This window comes from Pseudoalteromonas sp. LC2018020214, from assembly GCF_016598755.1.
In the GTDB taxonomy this organism is placed as follows: domain Bacteria; phylum Pseudomonadota; class Gammaproteobacteria; order Enterobacterales; family Alteromonadaceae; genus Pseudoalteromonas; species Pseudoalteromonas distincta.
The window spans coordinates 2264078-2282446 of record NZ_CP066804.1 but is presented as its reverse complement, the minus strand read 5'-3'; the positions used below and the strand labels follow the sequence as shown (position 1 = coordinate 2282446).

Below are 18369 nucleotides of genomic sequence, written 5' to 3'. Positions count from 1 at the left end.
TAGGCTATATAAGTTACAGCGCCTCTGGATCTATCCAGCGGCGCAAACTTATCCATATATTTCCTACTACTTCGTGACTGTATTGCGTAACCACAAGTAAGGCATGAGCATTGGGAATAAACTGCTTGCTCCACGGCAGCGCTGCAAAATTATGATAATCAGTGGCTGCGGTAACTACTTCAATACCTTGAGCACTAAATAAGTCTTTGGCACGGGGCATGTGCAGTACAGATGTTACTAGTGCAACTTTAAAGTCGACTAATTTTGATGCCAGTAATTTAGCTTCTTCACCTGTATCCATTGCTTTTGGATTTTGGAAAATACGGCTCTTATTAACGCCTAAACTAATTGCCGTTTGATACATAAGCCCGCTATTAGTGGTATTTTTATAACCCCCGCCTGAAACTATAAGCTCTGCATTAGGGTAGTACTTGGCAAGTTTTACACCTTCGACTAAGCGCGTTAGCGCACAATTACCTAATTGATTATTTGAACTTAAAGCCGAATTTGGGTTTATATCGCAACCTAGTACAACTATTTTGTCTATTTTAGGGTGCTTTAGGGCATTAAATGCAAGCGACGCTGGTTCATTATTTTGGATAATTAAATTTGCGATAAAGGGTGTGCTCAATGCAAGTAATACAATTAAGCTTAAAGTAGACAAGAAGAGGGCTGATTTGCGGCCTTTAAATGCCAGTAGAAGCATCAGGCACGCAAATAAACCAAATAGAGGCAGTGGCATAAGTAAACCACCAATCATTTTTTTAATAACAAACATAAGAGTTAAACGCTGTAGAGTTAATTACAGCGATATTACTTATTATATTGATGATTATCGACCGTTATTTAGCTTACAGGTATTTAAAAAGTGACGATAAACAGGGTTATCTTTCATGTCTTTTTTCATCGCTAAATACATAGGGCGAGTAAGACCAAGAGCGCCCAAAGGAATTGATTTAATTAAGCCTTGGCTTTCATAAGGTGTAACTAGCCAATCAGGTAAAGCGGCAACGCCCATTCCAGCACTTACTAGTTGAAAAATAAGTAGTCCTTGGTCAACCGTTTTTAATGTACCGTCAAAACGAGCATTTTGAATGAAATGCTTAAATATATCTTGGCGTTCACGCGGAATAGGGTATGAAATAATAGTTTCGTTTTTTAAATCAAGCGCTGTTACATACGCTTTTTTAGCAAGTTCATGATCCGGCGCCACAATAAGCTTCAATTTAAAATCAAATAAGTGCGCGTATTCTAATGTGTCGGGTTCGCGTATGTCAGACGTTAAAACTAAATCGAGCTCATCGCTTAGTAAGTCAGGAATAGCGTCGTAACTAAAGCCACGTTCATAATCAATTTTTATATCAGGCCAAAAGTTATTAAATTCTTTAATAGTAGGTAATAACCAATGAAAACATGCATGGCATTCCACGCTCAAACGCAGTTGAGAAATAGGCTGGTTTAAGCTTTCTTTTAAACGACATTTAGTCGCTTCCATTTTTGGCAATATTTCGTGAGCTAATTCAAGTAATAGCATTCCCTGAGGGGTAAAGCGGACTGGTTGAGTTTTACGCTCAAATAATTGGCAATCCAATTTATTCTCTAAATCTTTGATTTGATGAGATAAAGCAGACTGTGTCAAAAATAACTCTCGTGCTGTATTAACCAAAGATCCTGTTTCTTTTAGGGTTGCTATGGTTTTTAAATGTTTAATACCAATCATCTTTAAAAATTCTCATGGAAAAAGTGAGTTCAGCTCAGATTAATTACATACTACGCCTATATAAAAAACGTTTCAACGTCTAGATGGCTAAAGTAATGCATTTTATTGCAGTTTATCGCTATGAATCGTGAAAATATTAGGGTTAGTAATGATAAAAGTCATTTGAAAACTGGTTTGATGAGTTTTAGATGAGTTTGCTTCATGTTGTATTTTAAATATAACGATTGCTGTGTGTTTTAGCTCAGCGTGAGTTTTAACCATGTTGATAACGGTATGAGGTGAGATTTGTTGAATGCATAATTTAGATTGTGGTTTAAAAGCTAGAGTCGTTTTGCCTTATAGCTTAAGTTTAGCTCAATGGGTGAGTATATGCGTAGTACCAAAGCCAGCGACCTACTCGCTGGCTCTTTTTATAAGGGTTTATTAATTAGTAATATGGCTTCTTTGGCAGTAACAGGTTTCGATTTTAAAAAGCCTTGGCCATAGTCGCACGCGGTGGATTGCAAAATAGTTAATTGCTCAACTGTTTCTATTCCTTCAGCTACAACTTCAAGTTTTAATGATTGCGCAAGTGATAAAATGGCTTCAACAAGTGGGTTAGTAGAATCCTGTAGATGGTCAATAAAGCTTTTATCTATTTTTAAAATATGAATAGGCAGTTGGTGCAAGTAGCCTAGTGCTGAATAACCTGTTCCAAAATCATCAAGGCATAATTTTACTTTTAAAGGTGAAAGACCTTCAATTATTTGAGTGGCGAGTTCTAGATTTTCTATTAAGCCAGATTCGGTAATTTCTAAGCATAAAGAACCTAGAGGTAATTGGTACTTATTATAAATGGAATGTATTTGCGCTACAAAATCGAGGCTTGCAAAGTGTCGTGACGATACATTAACGGTGACTTTCAAAAAACGATGGCCTTGTTGGTGCCAATTTGAAATATGCTGGGCCGCCAAATCAAGTAAATGTAAATCAAGATTTATAATTTGCCCTGTAGTTTCAGCTATCGGTATAAAGTCATTAGGGGGTACAAACCCTTTTGTAGGGTGGTGCCAACGAACAAGTGCTTCAAAGCCGATAACTTCACTGGTATTAATTGTGAAAATTGGCTGAAAATAGAGTTCAAACTCGTTGTGTTCAATACCGTGTTGTAAGTCGTTTTCTATATCGGCATGGGTTTTAAGTTTTTTACGCATCGTGTTATTAAAAAACTTTACCTGACCACGTCCGGTTGACTTAGCTTCATACATAGCGGCATCGGCTTGTTGCAGTAATATATAAGCTTTGTCGTTTACGTTATCTGTATAGGCAATCCCAATACTCGTTGATGCTTGGAGTAAGTGGTTATCTATATTTAAAGGTTTTGATAATGCGTTTTTAATGCGGTTTAAAGCTTCATTAACTTGGTTTTTATGCGTGATGTTTTCCATAAAAATTGCAAATTCATCGCCGCCTAAACGTGCAAATGTATCCGTGCTTCGTACTGTACCTTTAATCAAGTCGCATATTTTTATAAGGAAGTGGTCCCCAACTTCATGCCCGAGCGAATCATTAATACTTTTAAAACGGTCAAAGTCTAGATACAACAGGGCATGGCTAGTACTCTTTTTAGCACGCGTTAAACGTAAAATAGCATGTTTTATACGTTCAATGAGTAGTGAGCGGTTAGCAAGGCCTGTAAGCTCGTCATGTAATGCTTTGTGCTCAAGTTCTTGGCGGGCTAATTGCCTATCAATTGCCATACTTATTTGGCGACTTACATACGTTAGAAGAGCACTATCGTGTTCGTTGTAATGCAGTGTTTTATCGTAGCTTTGTACAACGATAACCCCGCTTATACGATCACTTGTTTGAAATGGAACACCTAACCAAGACTCAGATTGCCGACCTACCATTTTAAAATCACCGTTATTAATGTGACTTTGAAAGGCATCTTTGTTAAGTAATAGGGTTTGCTCTGTTTTTAGAAGGTAATATGAAGCGGTATCTTTAAGTTGTTCTTTAGATATTTTTTGATGAGTTTTAGTGTTTATGCCTTCTTCGACTATGTAAACGAGGTCAAGTATATCTACTTTTTTGTCGTATAGAGCGATAAAAAAGTTATCGGCTCGAAGTAAGTTATTTATGATTGAATGCAAGGCTTTAAAAAATGTATCTAGGTCATTCGCTTTGTAAGTTAGGTTAGCGATTTGTAATAAGCTGTTTTCTAATTTTTGTGCATTGTTGAGTTGCTCAACTGTTTTTTGTAAGTTGTTTACTGTATTAACCTGGTTAATTTTGGCACTGAGTAAGTGAGCAACTGTTGTAAGAATTTCAAGGTGTGCATTGGTAAAATAACCCTTGATAGGGTGCTCACAATCAATAACACCTAAAACTTGTTCTTTATATATGAGGGGGACACATAGTTCTGATTGAGCAGGGCGTTCATCAGCGATATAACGGCTGTCTTTCGTTACATCGTTAATAATTACCGCTTTTCCGGTCGTTGCAACAGCGCCCGTTATACCTTCACTAAAACGTATTATTTTACGTTCCGCTTGATATTTGTCCCGCGCGTGTGCAATACCCATTGATGCAACTTGGTTTAATGTATTTGCATTATTGTCAGCTAGATATATGACACAATCAACAAACCCTAAGCGATTTACAACATGTGTTGTAACATACTCAAACAATTCTTCTAATGTATCGAGTTGCAATAGGCTAGATGAAAATTGATTAATGATACTTAGTTGATCAGTTTTTATCTCAAGCGCTCTAGTAGCATCGGTTTTATAAGACATAGGCAATTTATATTGTTCTTTTTATTTTTAAATTCGCAGTTAAGTTAACCTAATCTAGGGTTTTTGTACAAATTAAAGCGATGAGTGGTTTCATACACTGTAAAGTTTTAATATAGCGAGTTTTAATTAATCATAAATCATTACAATAAGCTAATAACATTGAATTTGCTCATTGTGCTTTAAATAGTACCTCAGTAATTTTATCCATACAAAAACTTTATTTTTAATAAAATCTTTACTCGAAAACATCATATGCCTATGATCGGATAAATTCAGCCGTGGAACAAAGTAATGACAAGCAATAATACAAACTCTGTAACAACCCTTACTATCACTCGCCCTGATGACTGGCATGTACATTTACGTGATGGTGACCAGTTAAAAGACACTGTACGCGATATTAGCAGATACATGGGCCGCGCTATTGTTATGCCAAACCTTGTTCCGCCAGCAACGTGCACAGATACGGCATTGTCGTACAGAGAACGCATTATGTCTGCAAATCCTCAAGGCAACTTTGAGCCATTAATGGTTTTGTATCTCACGGATAAAACTACACCAGATGAAATAATAAAAGCCAAAGCGACAGGTAAAATAGTAGCAGCTAAGCTTTACCCTGCTGGCGCTACCACTAATTCTGACTCGGGTGTTACATCAGTAAAAAATATTTATCCAGCTTTAAAGGCAATGCAAAAAGTAGGCATGTTGCTGTTAGTGCATGGGGAAGTGACAGATTCGTCGATTGATATTTTTGACCGTGAAAAAGTATTTCTGGATACAATTTTAGGAGATGTAGTAAATGACTTTCCTGAGCTTAAAATTGTACTCGAGCATATTACGACTAAAGATGCAGTAGAGTTTGTAGTTAATGCACCTAGCAATGTAGCGGCAACAATTACAGCGCATCACTTGCTTTATAACCGCAATCATATGTTAGCGGGTGGAATTCGCCCACATTATTACTGTTTGCCAATTCTCAAGCGTAACATTCACCAGCAAGCATTAATGGCTGCAGCAATAAGTGGAAATAAAAAATTCTTCTTAGGAACTGACTCTGCACCACATTATAAAGATAAAAAAGAAGCTGCTTGTGGGTGTGCTGGTGCATACACGGCTCATGCTGCTATTGAATTATATGCTGAAGCATTTGAGGATGCAGGAGCTTTGGACATGCTTGAAGGGTTTGCAAGCCACTTTGGCCCTGATTTTTACGAATTGCCGCGTAATACAGATACAATTACATTACAAAGAAAGCCGTGGAAAGTACCTGCAAGTTATACATTGGGCGACTCTGAAGTTGTGCCTATAAAGGCTGAAAATACAATGGATTGGTCTGTCGAATAACCAATAATATATTTAAATCTAAAGCCGCTTAATTTTTAATGCGGCTTTTTTGTTTGTGCTTTTGATATTATTGAAGCGTAATTCGACGACAGGGTGGTTGTAGGTGGCTTTTGATCTCGCTTACAGCAATAAATATTACAATAATACTTATAGCTTTTTGCTTGTAAATTAGTCAGTTAAAGGCGATTTAAAACAAATTTATATTTTTAAGAAATAATTCCTAATTAATAGAGCGAAAAAAAATATAATGTGTTAATCTTACCTTGCTTTGAGTTTTTATGTATTGAATTTACGGATATTGTGCTGCGTTTAAGGTTACCGGTTAGGTTATTACTTGTTCCTGTACTGTACCTCCATATTTTTGAGCATTGACTCAGGGAGGATATTGCCATAATAATATGGCTGAATTTTAATTATTGACTTACAGGAAAATTTAGTATGTCGGTTACTGGTAAAGTAAAGTTTTTCAACGAAGCTAAAGGCTTTGGTTTCATTGAACAAGAAAATGGTCCTGACGTGTTTGTACATTTCAGCGCAATCACTGGTTCTGGTTTTCGCACTCTTAGCGAAGGTCAAGCAGTGACATTCAGCATCAAACAAGGTCAAAAAGGCCCTGAAGCTGAGAACGTAGAAGCAGCATAATTTATTATGTGAACTCTAGTTCATCTTGGTGAAGCAGGTTTCTGTTTCACCATAATTCCCCTTCCTTAAATCTATTTATTTCATACCTCAAATTCTCCTTTTTTTAAACTTAAAAAACTACTCAAACATTCTATCTTTGCAAAGCTAAACAACTAATAATCTAACGGACAAAACAATCCTCTAATACTTTTAAAAACCATTCATAAGAATTTATTCAATGGGCCTGATACCAGCTTAAATAAAATCGATGCTCAATATCAATCCTTGCAAATTCTGTTTCAAGCTTACTCTGTGTGATGAAGGCTACTCATTGAGAAGGGCTTCTAGGTGCTTCCATTACTTTATTATGTGAACGTAAAGCTTCATTTATAGTGTATTACTAATAAAGTAGGGTAACTCTTCATGATTAACTTAATTACTGAGTTAACCTTAACGTTAAAATAGTATTAAAGAATACTTTAAAGCGGTAAATACAACCTGTTTAATTATCAAAAGCTTTTATGCTGCTAAAAGAAATGCATTGTTGAGTTTATTATTACTATTTATGAAAAAACACGTTTTAAAATAGTTTTAAAAGTAACGTATATAAAGCGTGAGTATCCGATATTAAATATTATCCAGTGTTGTTTTTTTGTGCGACAAATGGTTTGTTTTTTCAGATGAAGTGTAACTGAGGCGATAAAACACGATAAAATCGTGTAAAAAATAACTTTTGTTATATCAATTTATATTTTTTTTAGTTTTTTTTCAGTGCGAATTCAGCTTTAGCTAAATGTTGCAATAATGTTGTTTTATGTCAGTGCAATGCGAATAAATACACCCCTTAAAAGGCTTTAATAGAAATATTAAGAAAAAGCTTCGTTGCAATAATGTTAACTGTTGTGGGCTGGTACTTTCGTTTAAGCATTAACTTAGCTATTTATTTACTGAGATTAGTAAACATCAAGTTGACAGCGCTAATTGCATTTAGCATTATTGGAAGGTTGATATCTATTAAAAGATATCAGGGTTGTTCTCCTCGGAGGATAATTAAATTATAAAAGTAACATTACTTAATTGGTTGGGAACTATGTCTGTTAAAATCAGAAAGAGTCTTGTAGCAACTGCGTTGGTTGGCGCATTTGCATTTGCAAGCAGCAATGTGATTGCAGATCCTTTGAATGACGTGCAAAAAGCAGGTCAACAAATTCAAAAGGCTGCGGTTAAGTCTCAAACTAAAATTGACAATGTATATGGTCAAACTCAGGAGCTAATCGCTGAGTACCGTAGCGTTGTTGATGAGACTGAACTTATGAAAGTGTATAACGATCACGTGTCGCGCTTGGTTGATAGCCAAAACGCTTCAATTGAATCGTTTGATCGTCAAATCGCGACTATTGATAACACTAAACAAAACGTTGTGCCTTTGATGTATCGCATGATCGATACGCTTGAGCAATTCATCAAAGCGGACGTTCCATTTAATCTTGAAACGCGTTTAGGACGTGTTGAAAGACTACGTGAGATCATGGTTTCTGCGTCTGTAACGACGTCTGAAAAATTCCGTCAAGTACTTGAAGCTTACACTATTGAAACAGCATACAGCTCTCTTGTATCTGCTTCACAAGGTACTCTAGAAGTTGATGGTAAAAGCATTAACGTTGATATCGGTCAGTTAGGTCGTATCACTTACGTTGCTCAGTCTTTTGACTTGAAACATGCTTGGGTGTGGGATAACAACACTAAACAGTGGAAAGCATTAGGCGAAGAATACCTAAAACCTGTTAAAGAAGTTATTCGTATGGCGCGTAAGCAAGCGACATTAGAACTTGTTAAACTACCTATCTTTGGCGCGGAGTAATCAATAATGAAGAAACTATTTAAAGGTTTTGCTGTTGCAGCAGTACTAACTGTTTCTGCAGGTACCGCGCTTAATGCACATGCAAATACTGGAGCTCTAGATAAAATTCTTGAGCAAGTAAAGCAAGAGCGTATCTCTGAAGGTAAAATCAATAAGCAACGTGAGCAAGAGTTCTTATCAGAACGTGCTGACAAGCAAGCATTACTTAACAAAGCTAAAAGCCAACTTGCTTCTGAGAAGTCTCGTGGTGAAAGCTTAGCTAAGCAATATGCACAAAACGAAAATACGCTAGCTGAAAAAGAAGCAGCTCTTCAAAGTGCCCAAGGTACTTTAGGTGAGATGTTTGGTGTTGTACGTCGTGCAGCTCAAGATGCTATCGGTTCTATCGAAGCGTCACTAGTTAGTGCTGAAAAACCAGGTCGTGCTGAAATCTTACGTTCGTTAGCAGCTGCTAAAGAACTTCCTACAGTTCGCGAACTTGAAGAACTTTGGATTTCACTTCAAACTGAAATGACAGAATCAGCTAAAGTTTCAACTTTTGAAACTGAAGTTGCTGGTCTTGACGGTAACCCGTCAATGAAAAAAGTAACACGTATCGGTAACTTTAACTTAGTTACAGACGATGGTTACTTAATTTATTCACCAGAGACTAAGTCTATCCAGCCTCTAGGTAAGCAACCAGACGGTTATATCTTAGACGGTATCACGGCTCTAGAAAATACATCACCAGATAACTACGCTGGTGTTTACATAGATCCGACTCGTGGTGCTATCTTACGTATCAACACTCAAAAAGCGACCCTTATGGAATACTTCCATCAAGGTGGCGTAGTTGGTTATATCATCACGGCTTTACTTGGCCTAGGTATGCTAATTACTCTAATCCGCTTTGTTGACCTTACACTTACTACTAGTAAGATTAAGAGCCAGCTTAAAAATGTTGCTACACCGAATACAAATAACCCACTGGGTCGTATTCTTAAAGTGTACCATGACAACAAGAACCAAGATGTTGAAAACCTTGAGCTTAAACTTGATGAAGCGATTCTACGTGAAACGCCACGCATTGAAGCTGGTATCAATATAATTAAGATTCTTGCTGCAATCGCACCGTTACTAGGTCTACTAGGTACAGTAATCGGTATGATCTTAACGTTCCAAACAATCACATTGTTCGGTACGGGTGATCCGAAGATCATGGCAGGTAACATCTCTCTAGCACTTGTAACTACAGCGCTAGGTCTAATTGCTGCATTACCACTAATTCTACTTCATGCTCTTGTAGCTGGTCGTAGTAAGTCGGTATTACACATCCTTGATGAGCAAAGCGCGGGTATCGTTGCTACTCACGCGGAGAAGGAGAAAGCCTAATGCTAGTCCTGATGGAGATATGGGAATCTATCAGGGATTTTGTTGGCACAGGCGGCCAGGTTTTATACGTGGTCGCGATAGCACTCTTTCTTATGTGGGTTTTAATGATTGAGCGCTATTGGTTCCTACTTGCAGAATTTCCTCGCACAGCGAAAGAAATTGTAGCAAAGTGGGATGCCCGCCAAGACACTACGTCTTGGTACGCACACAGAATCCGTGAAGCATGGATTTCTGAAGCGTCTGAAAAATTAGATCAGCGTATGTTGTTGATTAAGACATTAGTAGCTGTTTGTCCTTTAATAGGCTTACTTGGTACTGTTACTGGTATGATCTCGGTTTTTGAAACCATGGCCAACCAGGGTACGGGTAACGCACGTTTAATGGCATCAGGTATTTCAATGGCAACAATCCCAACAATGGCTGGAATGGTTGCGGCATTATCTGGAGTATTTTTTAGCTCACGTCTTGAGACAAAAGCTAAAATGGTGAAAGCCAAACTTATTGATAGTATGCCTCATCACTAGAGAGAGAATTAAATATGGCACGTAAACAACGTTTTCGTGAAGAAGAAGAAGCAGCGGTTGATATGACGCCAATGCTTGACATCGTATTTATCATGCTTATTTTCTTTATCGTAACTACATCGTTCGTTAAAGAGGCTGGTATCGAGGTCAATAAACCTAAAGCGGCTCAAGCTACTAAGCAAAAAAATGCTAACATTTTTATTGCTATTCGTAGTAACGGCGAGATCTGGATTGATAAACAGCAGGTTGATGTTGAACGTATTTCAGCAAAAATCGAAAGTTTATTAGCAGAACAACCTACTGAAGTTGTAATTTTGCAAGCTGATAAAGAAGCAAAACACGGCGTAGTGGTTAAAGTTATGGACCAGATTAAAGCGACGGGTGATAACCTGAGAATTTCAATAGCTGGAGATCAGTAATGATTCGTTTTCTGTTTTCACTGATTGCAGGTGGGGCAGTTACTTTCGGCTTGTTCTACTTCATGGCATTCCTCATCTCTGGTGGGGCTGACCGTAATACGGAACAAAAAGAGCAGATCATAGTCGAAATAATGACGAATCCGCCTGAATCTAAGGTGCAGGAGAGGAAGCGTGTACCGCCTCCTCCTCCGCCACCGCCAAAGCAGCCGCCTAAACCGCAGCCGCCACAGCCGGAAAATAATAATCCAAATCCTGGTGCTATGTCATTTAATATGGGAAGCATTGATGTTGGTAGTTCGGCAGGTGGACTAAGTGGTCCTGGTGCATTTGGACGAGATGGTGATGCGACACCTATCGTTCGTATAGAACCAAAATATCCAACGCAAGCAGCACGTGATGGTAAAGAAGGTTGGGTTCAACTTTCATTCACAATTGATGAGCTAGGTGGAGTAACTGACGTTGAAGTAATTGACGCAGATCCGAAACGTATCTTTGACCGTGAAGCTAAACGTGCACTGCGTAAGTGGAAGTACCGTCCTAAGATCATTGACGGAAAACCACAGAAACAACCAGGTTTACAAGTTCAATTAGACTTTAAACTTAACCAAGGCAACTAAGGAGGCGAGTAATGAGAAATTTTTCTAAAGTAACTGCTCTTGCAATTCTTATGTCTGTGTCGGGTGCTACTTTAAGTGCATCTGTTTTAGCAGCGCCGGATTACGCAAAGATTGAAGAGCGTAAAAAAGCAAAAACTAAAATCATGGGCGAGCGTACTGGTAAAAAAGTAATTAAAGCATTTGATTTGTACAACGAAGAAAAAGTTGATGAAGCAATTGTTTTGCTTAGAGAAATCGAGCCTTCGAATGACTTTGATAAAGCGACAGTAAATCGTTACCTAGGTAGCATGTACGCTCAAAAAGAAAAGTATGACGAAGCGATCAAGTACTCTAAGCAAGCCGTTGCACCTGATGTTTTAAACTTTGCTGATCAAGAACAAACTCTTAAGTTGTTAGGTGACTTATACGCTGGTACAGAAAAGTTCCAAGAAGCTAAAAAAGCATATGTAGCTTGGATGGACTTTACCGGTGAAGAGGACCCTACGGTTTATACACGTATTGCTCAAGCTAACTATCAGTTAGAGCAATACCGTGATGTTTTTGAACCAGCAGATAAGGCAATAAAACTTCAAAAAGAGCCTAACAAAGGCCCTTACCAATTAAAACTTGGCGCATACTTTGAGCTTAAAGATTATGCAAACATGGTTAAAATTGGCGAAGAAATTGTTCGTGTATGGCCTGATGATAAAAAAGCTTGGGTTAGCTTAGGTAAGTATTACCTACAAACTGAAGATTATTCTAAAGGTTTAGCAACTATGGAAGTTGCATACAAGAATGGTTACTTTGAAAATGAAGTTGAGTATAAAGTCTTATCTAACTTTTACTCTCTAAATGAGATCCCTTATAAAGCAGCTGTAACGCTAGAAAAGGCCATTAAGAGTGAAAAAGTAGAACGTACAAAGCAGAATGTTAGCGCGATTGCGAGTAATTACCATCGCTCTAAAGATTTAGAAAAAGCTGCTAAGTACTACGAAGATGCTGCTAAATTTGATGACGACGCTGAGCTTTACCGCAAAGCTGGTTCATTACTTTTACAATCTGAAAAATTCAGTGCTGCTATTGTTCGCTTGAATAAAGCATTAGAGCTTGGCTCTGACAAAAAAGGCACAATTTATTCAGATTTAGCTGAAGCGTATTACTACCAAGGTAAGTATAAGCAAGCATATGCTGCAATTACTAAAGCTATGGATGACCCTCGCACACGTAAGTTTGCAAAAGGTTGGTCTACATATATTAAAGATAAAGCCGCTCGCAACGGTGTTAAAATTTAATTTTAATTAGCTTAAGCAACTTATAAAAAGCCCCTCTGGGGCTTTTTTTATTGGAACTACTATGTATAAGAAGCTCTTTTTATCATCATTACTGTGCCTATTTTTAGCTGCATGTTCAAAGCAGCCTCAACCTTATGAGTCGTTTGAGGACGCACAAGTCGCTTTAAAAGCTTTAAACATGGCGCTTGTACAAACAGGTGCGACTAAAGGCAATAACATTGAAAAAGATCAATTGGTTTTCTCTGATGCTTACTTAACAAAACGCCATACTATTTATCAGAGCCTAATGGGTATGGAGCTTAATCTAAATCAAATTGCGCAAGTGAACTATTTGGTAATTGCAGAGCGTTTCCCTGAACGCTACTTTAATTGGCCGGCCCAAGTAAATGTGTTAAAAAACATGCTTGCTTTTGAAGGCTCAAAAAACACACCGGATAATGTTATTACTTGGCTCAAGTTAACCCAAGATACCCTAGACAGTGCTCAACAAAGCAATTTAAAGCTGAACAAGGTTGAACTTACATTGTTACAAAGCTATTTATTAAGTGCGATAGCAAGTAACGATGTTCAACCAGCGCTTAAAAGCCATATAAGAGCTTTTAGCGATTATTTAGCTAGTTATAAGCCAAGAGGAAGTGTGGGTCTAAGAGGTCTGCCAAATGGCACTCAGTGGTATCAGAGTAAACTTAATTACTTTAGTGGCGAAGTACATTCACCGTTAGAATGGGTTACTCTTTTAAACGAAAAAATAAAAGTATTAGATCGTGTTGAATTCGACAGTAAGCTGCCAACTTCTCACCAAAAATCGTTTTTAGTTCAGTATTTATCTGATGAAAAATTAATAGAAGGCTTAGATTGGCAAGCTAACTATCAAGACTTACCTGCAATGGCGAGCGCTATGGATATGTCTGAGAAAGATAAAACATTGATGCTTGCGATGATGGAATCAGATATAGGTATTCACTACCATGCGTGGACTTTGCCTCAAGCAAAGGTGAACCTTATAAAGCGCCTACAAATGAGTCCAGAAGAGGCCCAGTACTTGGTTGAAGATATAATTCTCTACCCAGGGCAATCATTTAGCTTTATACAACACATTATATAATGATTTGAAAGTGCGCTTATTGTGCGCACTTTGTACACCGTTGAGTTGCGGGGTCTAGTTCAAGTGACTCAGCTGATATTTTTTCTTCACAATCACAGCAGTAGCCATATTGGCCAATTTCTATTTGACTTAGTGCGGCTTCTAGTTTGGTCATGCGACTGATTAAAAGTGCATACTCAGGGCCTAACTTCTCTGCTGCGCAGTCTAACCATTCATTATTTGCTGTATCAGCTAAAATTTGTATTAAATGGTGATGTGCAGGGTAAGCTGATTTAGAAAGCATGGTTAATATATTTAATTTAACTTGTGCTATTTCATCGTTAAGTCTTTTTTGATGATGCATTATCAGTACAACCTTATTAAATGGGCTTTACGTTATACTGATATTATCTAGAGTCTTTAAGTTAGTCGTTATGATTTGAATCAAGTTGCGGTGCTTTGGCATATTTATTTAATACGCTCGCCACATCTTCTTTACTTTTTAAACGTCTGATTTCGTCAAACAAATCGATAGCTTGCGGGTACTGGCGTTTTAGATAACCAAGCCATTGTTTAGTACGTGAAGCAAAGTATTTTTCATCCTTCGCGGGGTCTTGATGAATAGCTGAGTGAATTAAGTGATAAATAATATGCTCCCACTCAAGGCCATCATATTGCTCATTATTTACATGAGCTTTAATTTTTTTTGCTAAATCAGGGTGCGAAAGGGCGCCACGACCAAGCATTAAATCAGTGCACCCACTTCGTTTTTGACAAAGCATTGCGTCCTCTACTTGCCAAATTTCACCATTGGCAACAACGGAAATATTTTTACCTTTTATTATTGGTGGAATCTTTTCCCAATAAGCTGGCGGGTTATAACCATCACGTTTGGTTCTGGCGTGAATAGCTACACTATTTGCACCTGCGCTTACCACAGCATCAACAATTTCTTGGCTGTTACTGTCATCATCAAAGCCTAAGCGAATTTTTGCACTTACTTCATGTTCATCATCTACAGCATCTCGGACAGCTTTAATAATCGTATACATATGGTCAGGGTCTTTAAGCAGTACAGCCCCCCCTCGGCTACGATTAACAGTTTTTGCTGGGCAACCAAAATTTAGGTCGACCCCATGGGACCCTAAAGCGATTGCTCTTATTGCATTTTCGGCTAACGGATTTGCTTCTTGACCGAGTAATTGAACACGCACAGGAGTACCTGCTCGTGTAAACCCATTATTATGTAGTTCAGGGCAAAATCGATGAAAAACTTTGTCAGGTAAGCATGTTTCAACCACTCTTACAAACTCTGTAACGCACAAATCGAACCCACCAATGTCTGTGAGTAATTGGCGCATTTTAAAATCAACGACACCTTCCATAGGTGCTAAAACAAGTTTCATAAGGAGATTAATTTTGATAAAAAACTGGAGGCATAGTTTACCTGTAAATCACACATTGATAAATCTGTAATTACCGACCATATTTAATGAAGAAATTGCAAAAGTAAATATTATGAAAATAAATGAAAGTTTTTATTTTTGTACGGGTCTACTTAAGCATACAAGCAATTTAAAAATACATTTTTATTGCTGAGATTTACAATCCTTGATTAAAGAGAGTCATAAAATGAATACAGTTAAAAAAAATACAATCGCGTTAACTTTAGGTGCAGTAGTAGTTGGCTCTGCAAGTTTTGTATCTGCAGATGTACAAGCTAACCCATTTGAGTTTCAACAACTAGTAACAGGTTACCAATTAGATGCTGCAGAAGGTAAGTGCGGTGAAGGCAAATGTGGCGGCGACGCAAAAGATAAAAAAGAAGGTAAATGCGGCGAAGGCAAATGTGGTGGCGACGCAAAAGATAAAAAAGAAGGTAAATGCGGCGAAGGCAAATGTGGCGGCGATGCAAAAGGTAAAAAAGAAGGTAAATGCGGCGAAGGCAAATGTGGTGGCGACGCAAAAGATAAAAAAGAAGGTAAATGCGGCGAAGGTAAGTGTGGCGGCGATGCAAAAGACGCAAAAGCTAAAACAGAAGGCAAATGTGGTGAAGGTAAATGTGGCGGCGACGCTAAAAAAACTAAAAAAGAAGGTAAGTGCGGCGAAGGTAAATGTGGTGGCCGTTAATATCTTATTCTAAATAAGTTATGCTAAAAGGGCCCTAAGGCCCTTTTTTGTTAAGTTAGAGGTAGTTATGATACAAACTCAAAGTAAAGATTTTGGGATGGTGGGCCTTGGCCTACGACGAGAAATGCTTGATGAGCTGCTTGAGCATGTACCTAATCAAGTAGACTTTTTAGAAGTTGCGCCAGAGAACTGGTTAAAACTAGGTGGACGCTTTAAAAAACAATTTAAAACATTAACCGATGCTAATAATTTTGTGTGTCATGGATTATCACTGTCTATCGGTTCTCCAGAACCTCTTGATGTTGAATTTGTTAAGTCTTTAAAAGTGTTTTTTGAAGAGCACAATATAAAAATTTTTAGTGAGCATTTAAGTTACTGCTCGGGTACAGGGCATATGTATGACTTAATGCCCATTCCGTTTACACAAGATGCCATAGCACATGTTGTACCTCGTATTAAACAAGTTCAAGACATACTAGAGCAGCAAATTGCGATAGAAAATGTTTCCTATTATGGCGCTCCGGGACAGCAACTATCCGAGCTTGAATTTACGAATATTATTTTAGAGCAAGCTGACTGCAAACTTTTACTTGATGTGAATAACATTTATGTTAATTCGATAAATCATGGCTACAACGCGCAAGCATTTTTAACTGGGTTACCCTCTAATCGTATAGCCTATGGGCATGTTGCTGGCCATTATAATGAGGCTGATGACTTAATTGTTGATACACATGGCGCTGATGTGATTGATCCTGTCTGGGAGCTACTCGATAAAGCATACGAAGTGCATGGCGTATTTCCAACCTTGCTTGAGCGTGATTTTAATATTCCTACCATGAATGTTTTAACCAAAGAGTTAGATATAATTCATGGGTTGCAAGCTAAACACTTTGATTCAACTGTTTCAAAACAACGAGCTTAATATAAGCCTTTATCAACATTAAAAGAGTGCCTAGTTATGAGCTTTATTGAAATACAAAACGAATTTATGGCGCATATTCGCGAGCCTCAAAAAAATAAAAAGCCCAGCGGTATCGAAGGCAGGCGTATGGCTATTTATCGCGACCTATTTTTTAATAACATTGAAGGTTTTATATCATCAGGTTTTCCGGTATTAAAAACGTTATATACCCAGAAGCAATGGCAAGCCCTCGTACGCCAGTTTTTTAGCGAATATGATTGTCATTCGCCGTACTTTTTAGACATAGCAGGGGAGTTTATTAATTACTTATCAAGTGATTATAAAATGAAAAAATACGATCCCGTGTTTATGCTAGAGCTTGCCCATTATGAATGGGTAGAGCTAGATGTATCCATTGCACACGAAGATGAGCAAGAGAAAAAATTACAAACAACAGCGCTTACTAGTTCAGCTTTATATTTATCGAAAACGACAAGAAATTTAAGTTATCAATTTCCGGTTCAAAATATTAGCAATCGCTTTAAACCAAAAGAGCCATCACCTCAGCCTAACTATTTTGTTGTATATAGAGATAAAGATGATGACGTTCAATTTCTGGCTACGAATGCGATGACAGCTTTGCTATTGTCAATCATAGAGGCAAGCGAAGGCGCGACATTTGACAACGTTTGCCAACAGGTATTTGCTCATGCACCACAATTTAATGCAGAGCAAATTGCTCAAGGCGCATTGGTTACCCTCAATGCAATGGTAGAACGCGGTGTAATTGTGACAAAAAATCAAGATTAAGGTCTTTATTGATGATTTTACATCGTCTATTATGGCAGCCTTATTTGCCGTGCTTAATAAAAGGTTGTACCAATGTCAGATGATAAAGACTTTAAAGATCCGTTCAACGCTACTTACTTTCTTGCTTTTTTAGCTGTATTTGCAGGGATTGGTTGTTTAAATGCAATATTAGGCTGGATCACTAGCTTAACGTAAAATGCATAGCGTTTATTAAGGCTGTTGCTTACTTCAGCCTTGAACCACTTTATTTTAATTACCCCGTCCATATTTAATACTTCTTTTATAATAACGCCAAACTCGCAATTAAAGGTTAGTTAAGGTTATAATCACCTGCTTTGTAATATAAACAATTGAGCAGTTAAAATTATGACTCAAGTAACACCAGCAATTATCAAAAACAGCATAACTACAATTGCTGATTATCCAAAAGCGGGCATTATGTTTCGCGATGTAACCACTTTAATGGCAAATCCAGAAGCCTTTAAAGCAACTATTGACGCGTTTATCGCAGAATATAAAGATCAGGGCTTTACTAAAATCATAGGCACAGAATCACGTGGTTTTATTTTTGGTGCGCCATTGTCTTACGCGTTAGGCATTCCGTTTATTCCAGTACGTAAACCAGGTAAGTTACCACGCGAAGTTATTCGCCAAGATTACTTACTTGAGTACGGTGAAGACACGCTAGAACTGCATGTAGATGCAATTGTACCTGGCGACAAAGTATTACTAGTTGATGACCTATTAGCAACTGGTGGCACAATTGAAGCCACTGCTAAGTTAGTTAATAAACTAGGTGGCGAAGCCACAGATGCAGCATTTGTTGTATCACTACCAGAACTTGGTGGCGAGCAGCGCATCAAAAAAATGGGTATTAAAATCCTAAAATTGGTTGAATTCGAAGGCGAGTAAT

General features: G+C 37.8%; 19 protein-coding genes. 14 read left to right on the top strand and 5 right to left on the bottom strand.

From position 1 onward, the window contains the following. Nucleotides 1–13: 13 nt before the first annotated feature. The 3 genes from JG479_RS10010 to JG479_RS10000 form a co-directional block, all read right to left on the bottom strand. Nucleotides 14–778, bottom strand: coding sequence for a YdcF family protein (locus JG479_RS10010; RefSeq protein WP_149602414.1), 765 nt, complete (start codon nucleotides 776–778; stop codon nucleotides 14–16). Nucleotides 779–832: 54 nt separating this feature from the next. Then, nucleotides 833–1720, bottom strand: coding sequence for a LysR family transcriptional regulator (locus JG479_RS10005; protein WP_002961689.1), 888 nt, complete (start codon nucleotides 1718–1720; stop codon nucleotides 833–835). 410 nt (nucleotides 1721–2130) lie between these two features. Then, the gene (locus JG479_RS10000) at nucleotides 2131–4500 is read right to left on the bottom strand and encodes a bifunctional diguanylate cyclase/phosphodiesterase (protein WP_039487387.1); all 2370 of its coding nucleotides are present in this window, start codon (nucleotides 4498–4500) and stop codon (nucleotides 2131–2133) included. A 291-nt stretch (nucleotides 4501–4791) separates the two neighbouring features. On the opposite strand from JG479_RS10000, the gene pyrC reads away from it, so the two are divergent. From pyrC to JG479_RS09955, 9 genes are all read left to right on the top strand, one after another. Continuing rightward, entirely contained in the window at nucleotides 4792–5844 is a 1053-nt protein-coding gene (gene pyrC / locus JG479_RS09995; protein WP_002961698.1) for a dihydroorotase, read from the top strand. A 438-nt stretch (nucleotides 5845–6282) separates the two neighbouring features. After that, entirely contained in the window at nucleotides 6283–6486 is a 204-nt protein-coding gene (locus tag JG479_RS09990) for a cold-shock protein (protein WP_002961702.1), read from the top strand. A 1069-nt stretch (nucleotides 6487–7555) separates the two neighbouring features. Next, nucleotides 7556–8326 (top strand): DUF3450 domain-containing protein, encoded by a 771-nt coding sequence (locus tag JG479_RS09985; RefSeq protein ID WP_165742764.1) that lies wholly within the window; start codon nucleotides 7556–7558, stop codon nucleotides 8324–8326. 6 nt (nucleotides 8327–8332) lie between these two features. Next, entirely contained in the window at nucleotides 8333–9697 is a 1365-nt protein-coding gene (locus JG479_RS09980; RefSeq protein WP_002961707.1) for a MotA/TolQ/ExbB proton channel family protein, read from the top strand. Next, nucleotides 9697–10221: a MotA/TolQ/ExbB proton channel family protein gene (locus tag JG479_RS09975; protein WP_002961709.1), complete on the top strand. Its 525-nt coding sequence runs from the start codon at nucleotides 9697–9699 to the stop codon at nucleotides 10219–10221. Before JG479_RS09980 ends, JG479_RS09975 begins: the two co-directional genes overlap by 1 nt. Nucleotides 10222–10235: 14 nt before the next feature. Further along, nucleotides 10236–10640 (top strand): ExbD/TolR family protein, encoded by a 405-nt coding sequence (locus JG479_RS09970; RefSeq protein ID WP_002961710.1) that lies wholly within the window; start codon nucleotides 10236–10238, stop codon nucleotides 10638–10640. Continuing rightward, nucleotides 10640–11257, top strand: a complete 618-nt coding sequence (locus tag JG479_RS09965) for an energy transducer TonB (RefSeq protein WP_007583869.1) — start codon at nucleotides 10640–10642, stop codon at nucleotides 11255–11257. The genes JG479_RS09970 and JG479_RS09965 overlap by 1 nt, the downstream gene beginning before the upstream one ends. Nucleotides 11258–11268: 11 nt before the next feature. Further along, on the top strand, nucleotides 11269–12528 hold the full coding sequence (locus tag JG479_RS09960; RefSeq protein ID WP_002961712.1) for a tetratricopeptide repeat protein: 1260 nt from the start codon (nucleotides 11269–11271) through the stop codon (nucleotides 12526–12528). A gap of 61 nt (nucleotides 12529–12589) precedes the next feature. Further along, the gene (locus JG479_RS09955; protein WP_200219100.1) at nucleotides 12590–13633 is read left to right on the top strand and encodes a hypothetical protein; all 1044 of its coding nucleotides are present in this window, start codon (nucleotides 12590–12592) and stop codon (nucleotides 13631–13633) included. A 16-nt stretch (nucleotides 13634–13649) separates the two neighbouring features. Here JG479_RS09955 and JG479_RS09950 read toward each other — a convergent pair whose 3' ends face one another. Further along, complete coding sequence (locus JG479_RS09950) at nucleotides 13650–13976, bottom strand: TraR/DksA family transcriptional regulator (protein WP_002961716.1); 327 nt, start codon at nucleotides 13974–13976, stop codon at nucleotides 13650–13652. 61 nt (nucleotides 13977–14037) lie between these two features. After that, nucleotides 14038–15018, bottom strand: coding sequence for a tRNA-dihydrouridine synthase (locus JG479_RS09945; RefSeq protein WP_182673528.1), 981 nt, complete (start codon nucleotides 15016–15018; stop codon nucleotides 14038–14040). 226 nt (nucleotides 15019–15244) lie between these two features. Between JG479_RS09945 and JG479_RS09940 the strand changes: the two genes are divergently transcribed. The 5 genes from JG479_RS09940 (at nucleotide 15245) to apt (ending at nucleotide 18368) form a co-directional block, all read left to right on the top strand. After that, complete coding sequence (locus JG479_RS09940; protein ID WP_024596351.1) at nucleotides 15245–15742, top strand: HvfA family oxazolone/thioamide-modified RiPP metallophore; 498 nt, start codon at nucleotides 15245–15247, stop codon at nucleotides 15740–15742. A 67-nt stretch (nucleotides 15743–15809) separates the two neighbouring features. Beyond that, the gene (locus JG479_RS09935; RefSeq protein ID WP_138489324.1) at nucleotides 15810–16667 is read left to right on the top strand and encodes an HvfB family MNIO-type RiPP peptide maturase; all 858 of its coding nucleotides are present in this window, start codon (nucleotides 15810–15812) and stop codon (nucleotides 16665–16667) included. A gap of 36 nt (nucleotides 16668–16703) precedes the next feature. Next, nucleotides 16704–17456, top strand: coding sequence for an HvfC family RiPP maturation protein (locus JG479_RS09930; protein WP_200219098.1), 753 nt, complete (start codon nucleotides 16704–16706; stop codon nucleotides 17454–17456). A 72-nt stretch (nucleotides 17457–17528) separates the two neighbouring features. Next, complete coding sequence (locus tag JG479_RS20190; RefSeq protein ID WP_002962301.1) at nucleotides 17529–17651, top strand: hypothetical protein; 123 nt, start codon at nucleotides 17529–17531, stop codon at nucleotides 17649–17651. Between the two features lie 171 nt (nucleotides 17652–17822). After that, nucleotides 17823–18368: an adenine phosphoribosyltransferase gene (gene apt / locus JG479_RS09925; RefSeq protein WP_002962303.1), complete on the top strand. Its 546-nt coding sequence runs from the start codon at nucleotides 17823–17825 to the stop codon at nucleotides 18366–18368. Nucleotide 18369: the final 1 nt, after the last annotated feature.

Bases quoted from the DNA above. Each gene is read 5' to 3' on its own strand.
- JG479_RS10010 (WP_149602414.1), bottom strand. From the start codon at position 778: ATGTTTGTTATTAAAAAAATGATTGGTGGTTTACTTATGCCACTGCCT.
- JG479_RS10005 (WP_002961689.1), bottom strand. From the start codon at position 1,720: ATGATTGGTATTAAACATTTAAAAACCATAGCAACCCTAAAAGAAACA.
- JG479_RS10000 (WP_039487387.1), bottom strand. From the start codon at position 4,500: ATGTCTTATAAAACCGATGCTACTAGAGCGCTTGAGATAAAAACTGAT.
- pyrC (WP_002961698.1), top strand. From the start codon at position 4,792: ATGACAAGCAATAATACAAACTCTGTAACAACCCTTACTATCACTCGC.
- JG479_RS09990 (WP_002961702.1), top strand. From the start codon at position 6,283: ATGTCGGTTACTGGTAAAGTAAAGTTTTTCAACGAAGCTAAAGGCTTT.
- JG479_RS09985 (WP_165742764.1), top strand. From the start codon at position 7,556: ATGTCTGTTAAAATCAGAAAGAGTCTTGTAGCAACTGCGTTGGTTGGC.
- JG479_RS09980 (WP_002961707.1), top strand. From the start codon at position 8,333: ATGAAGAAACTATTTAAAGGTTTTGCTGTTGCAGCAGTACTAACTGTT.
- JG479_RS09975 (WP_002961709.1), top strand. From the start codon at position 9,697: ATGCTAGTCCTGATGGAGATATGGGAATCTATCAGGGATTTTGTTGGC.
- JG479_RS09970 (WP_002961710.1), top strand. From the start codon at position 10,236: ATGGCACGTAAACAACGTTTTCGTGAAGAAGAAGAAGCAGCGGTTGAT.
- JG479_RS09965 (WP_007583869.1), top strand. From the start codon at position 10,640: ATGATTCGTTTTCTGTTTTCACTGATTGCAGGTGGGGCAGTTACTTTC.
- JG479_RS09960 (WP_002961712.1), top strand. From the start codon at position 11,269: ATGAGAAATTTTTCTAAAGTAACTGCTCTTGCAATTCTTATGTCTGTG.
- JG479_RS09955 (WP_200219100.1), top strand. From the start codon at position 12,590: ATGTATAAGAAGCTCTTTTTATCATCATTACTGTGCCTATTTTTAGCT.
- JG479_RS09950 (WP_002961716.1), bottom strand. From the start codon at position 13,976: ATGCATCATCAAAAAAGACTTAACGATGAAATAGCACAAGTTAAATTA.
- JG479_RS09945 (WP_182673528.1), bottom strand. From the start codon at position 15,018: ATGAAACTTGTTTTAGCACCTATGGAAGGTGTCGTTGATTTTAAAATG.
- JG479_RS09940 (WP_024596351.1), top strand. From the start codon at position 15,245: ATGAATACAGTTAAAAAAAATACAATCGCGTTAACTTTAGGTGCAGTA.
- JG479_RS09935 (WP_138489324.1), top strand. From the start codon at position 15,810: ATGATACAAACTCAAAGTAAAGATTTTGGGATGGTGGGCCTTGGCCTA.
- JG479_RS09930 (WP_200219098.1), top strand. From the start codon at position 16,704: ATGAGCTTTATTGAAATACAAAACGAATTTATGGCGCATATTCGCGAG.
- JG479_RS20190 (WP_002962301.1), top strand. From the start codon at position 17,529: ATGTCAGATGATAAAGACTTTAAAGATCCGTTCAACGCTACTTACTTT.
- apt (WP_002962303.1), top strand. From the start codon at position 17,823: ATGACTCAAGTAACACCAGCAATTATCAAAAACAGCATAACTACAATT.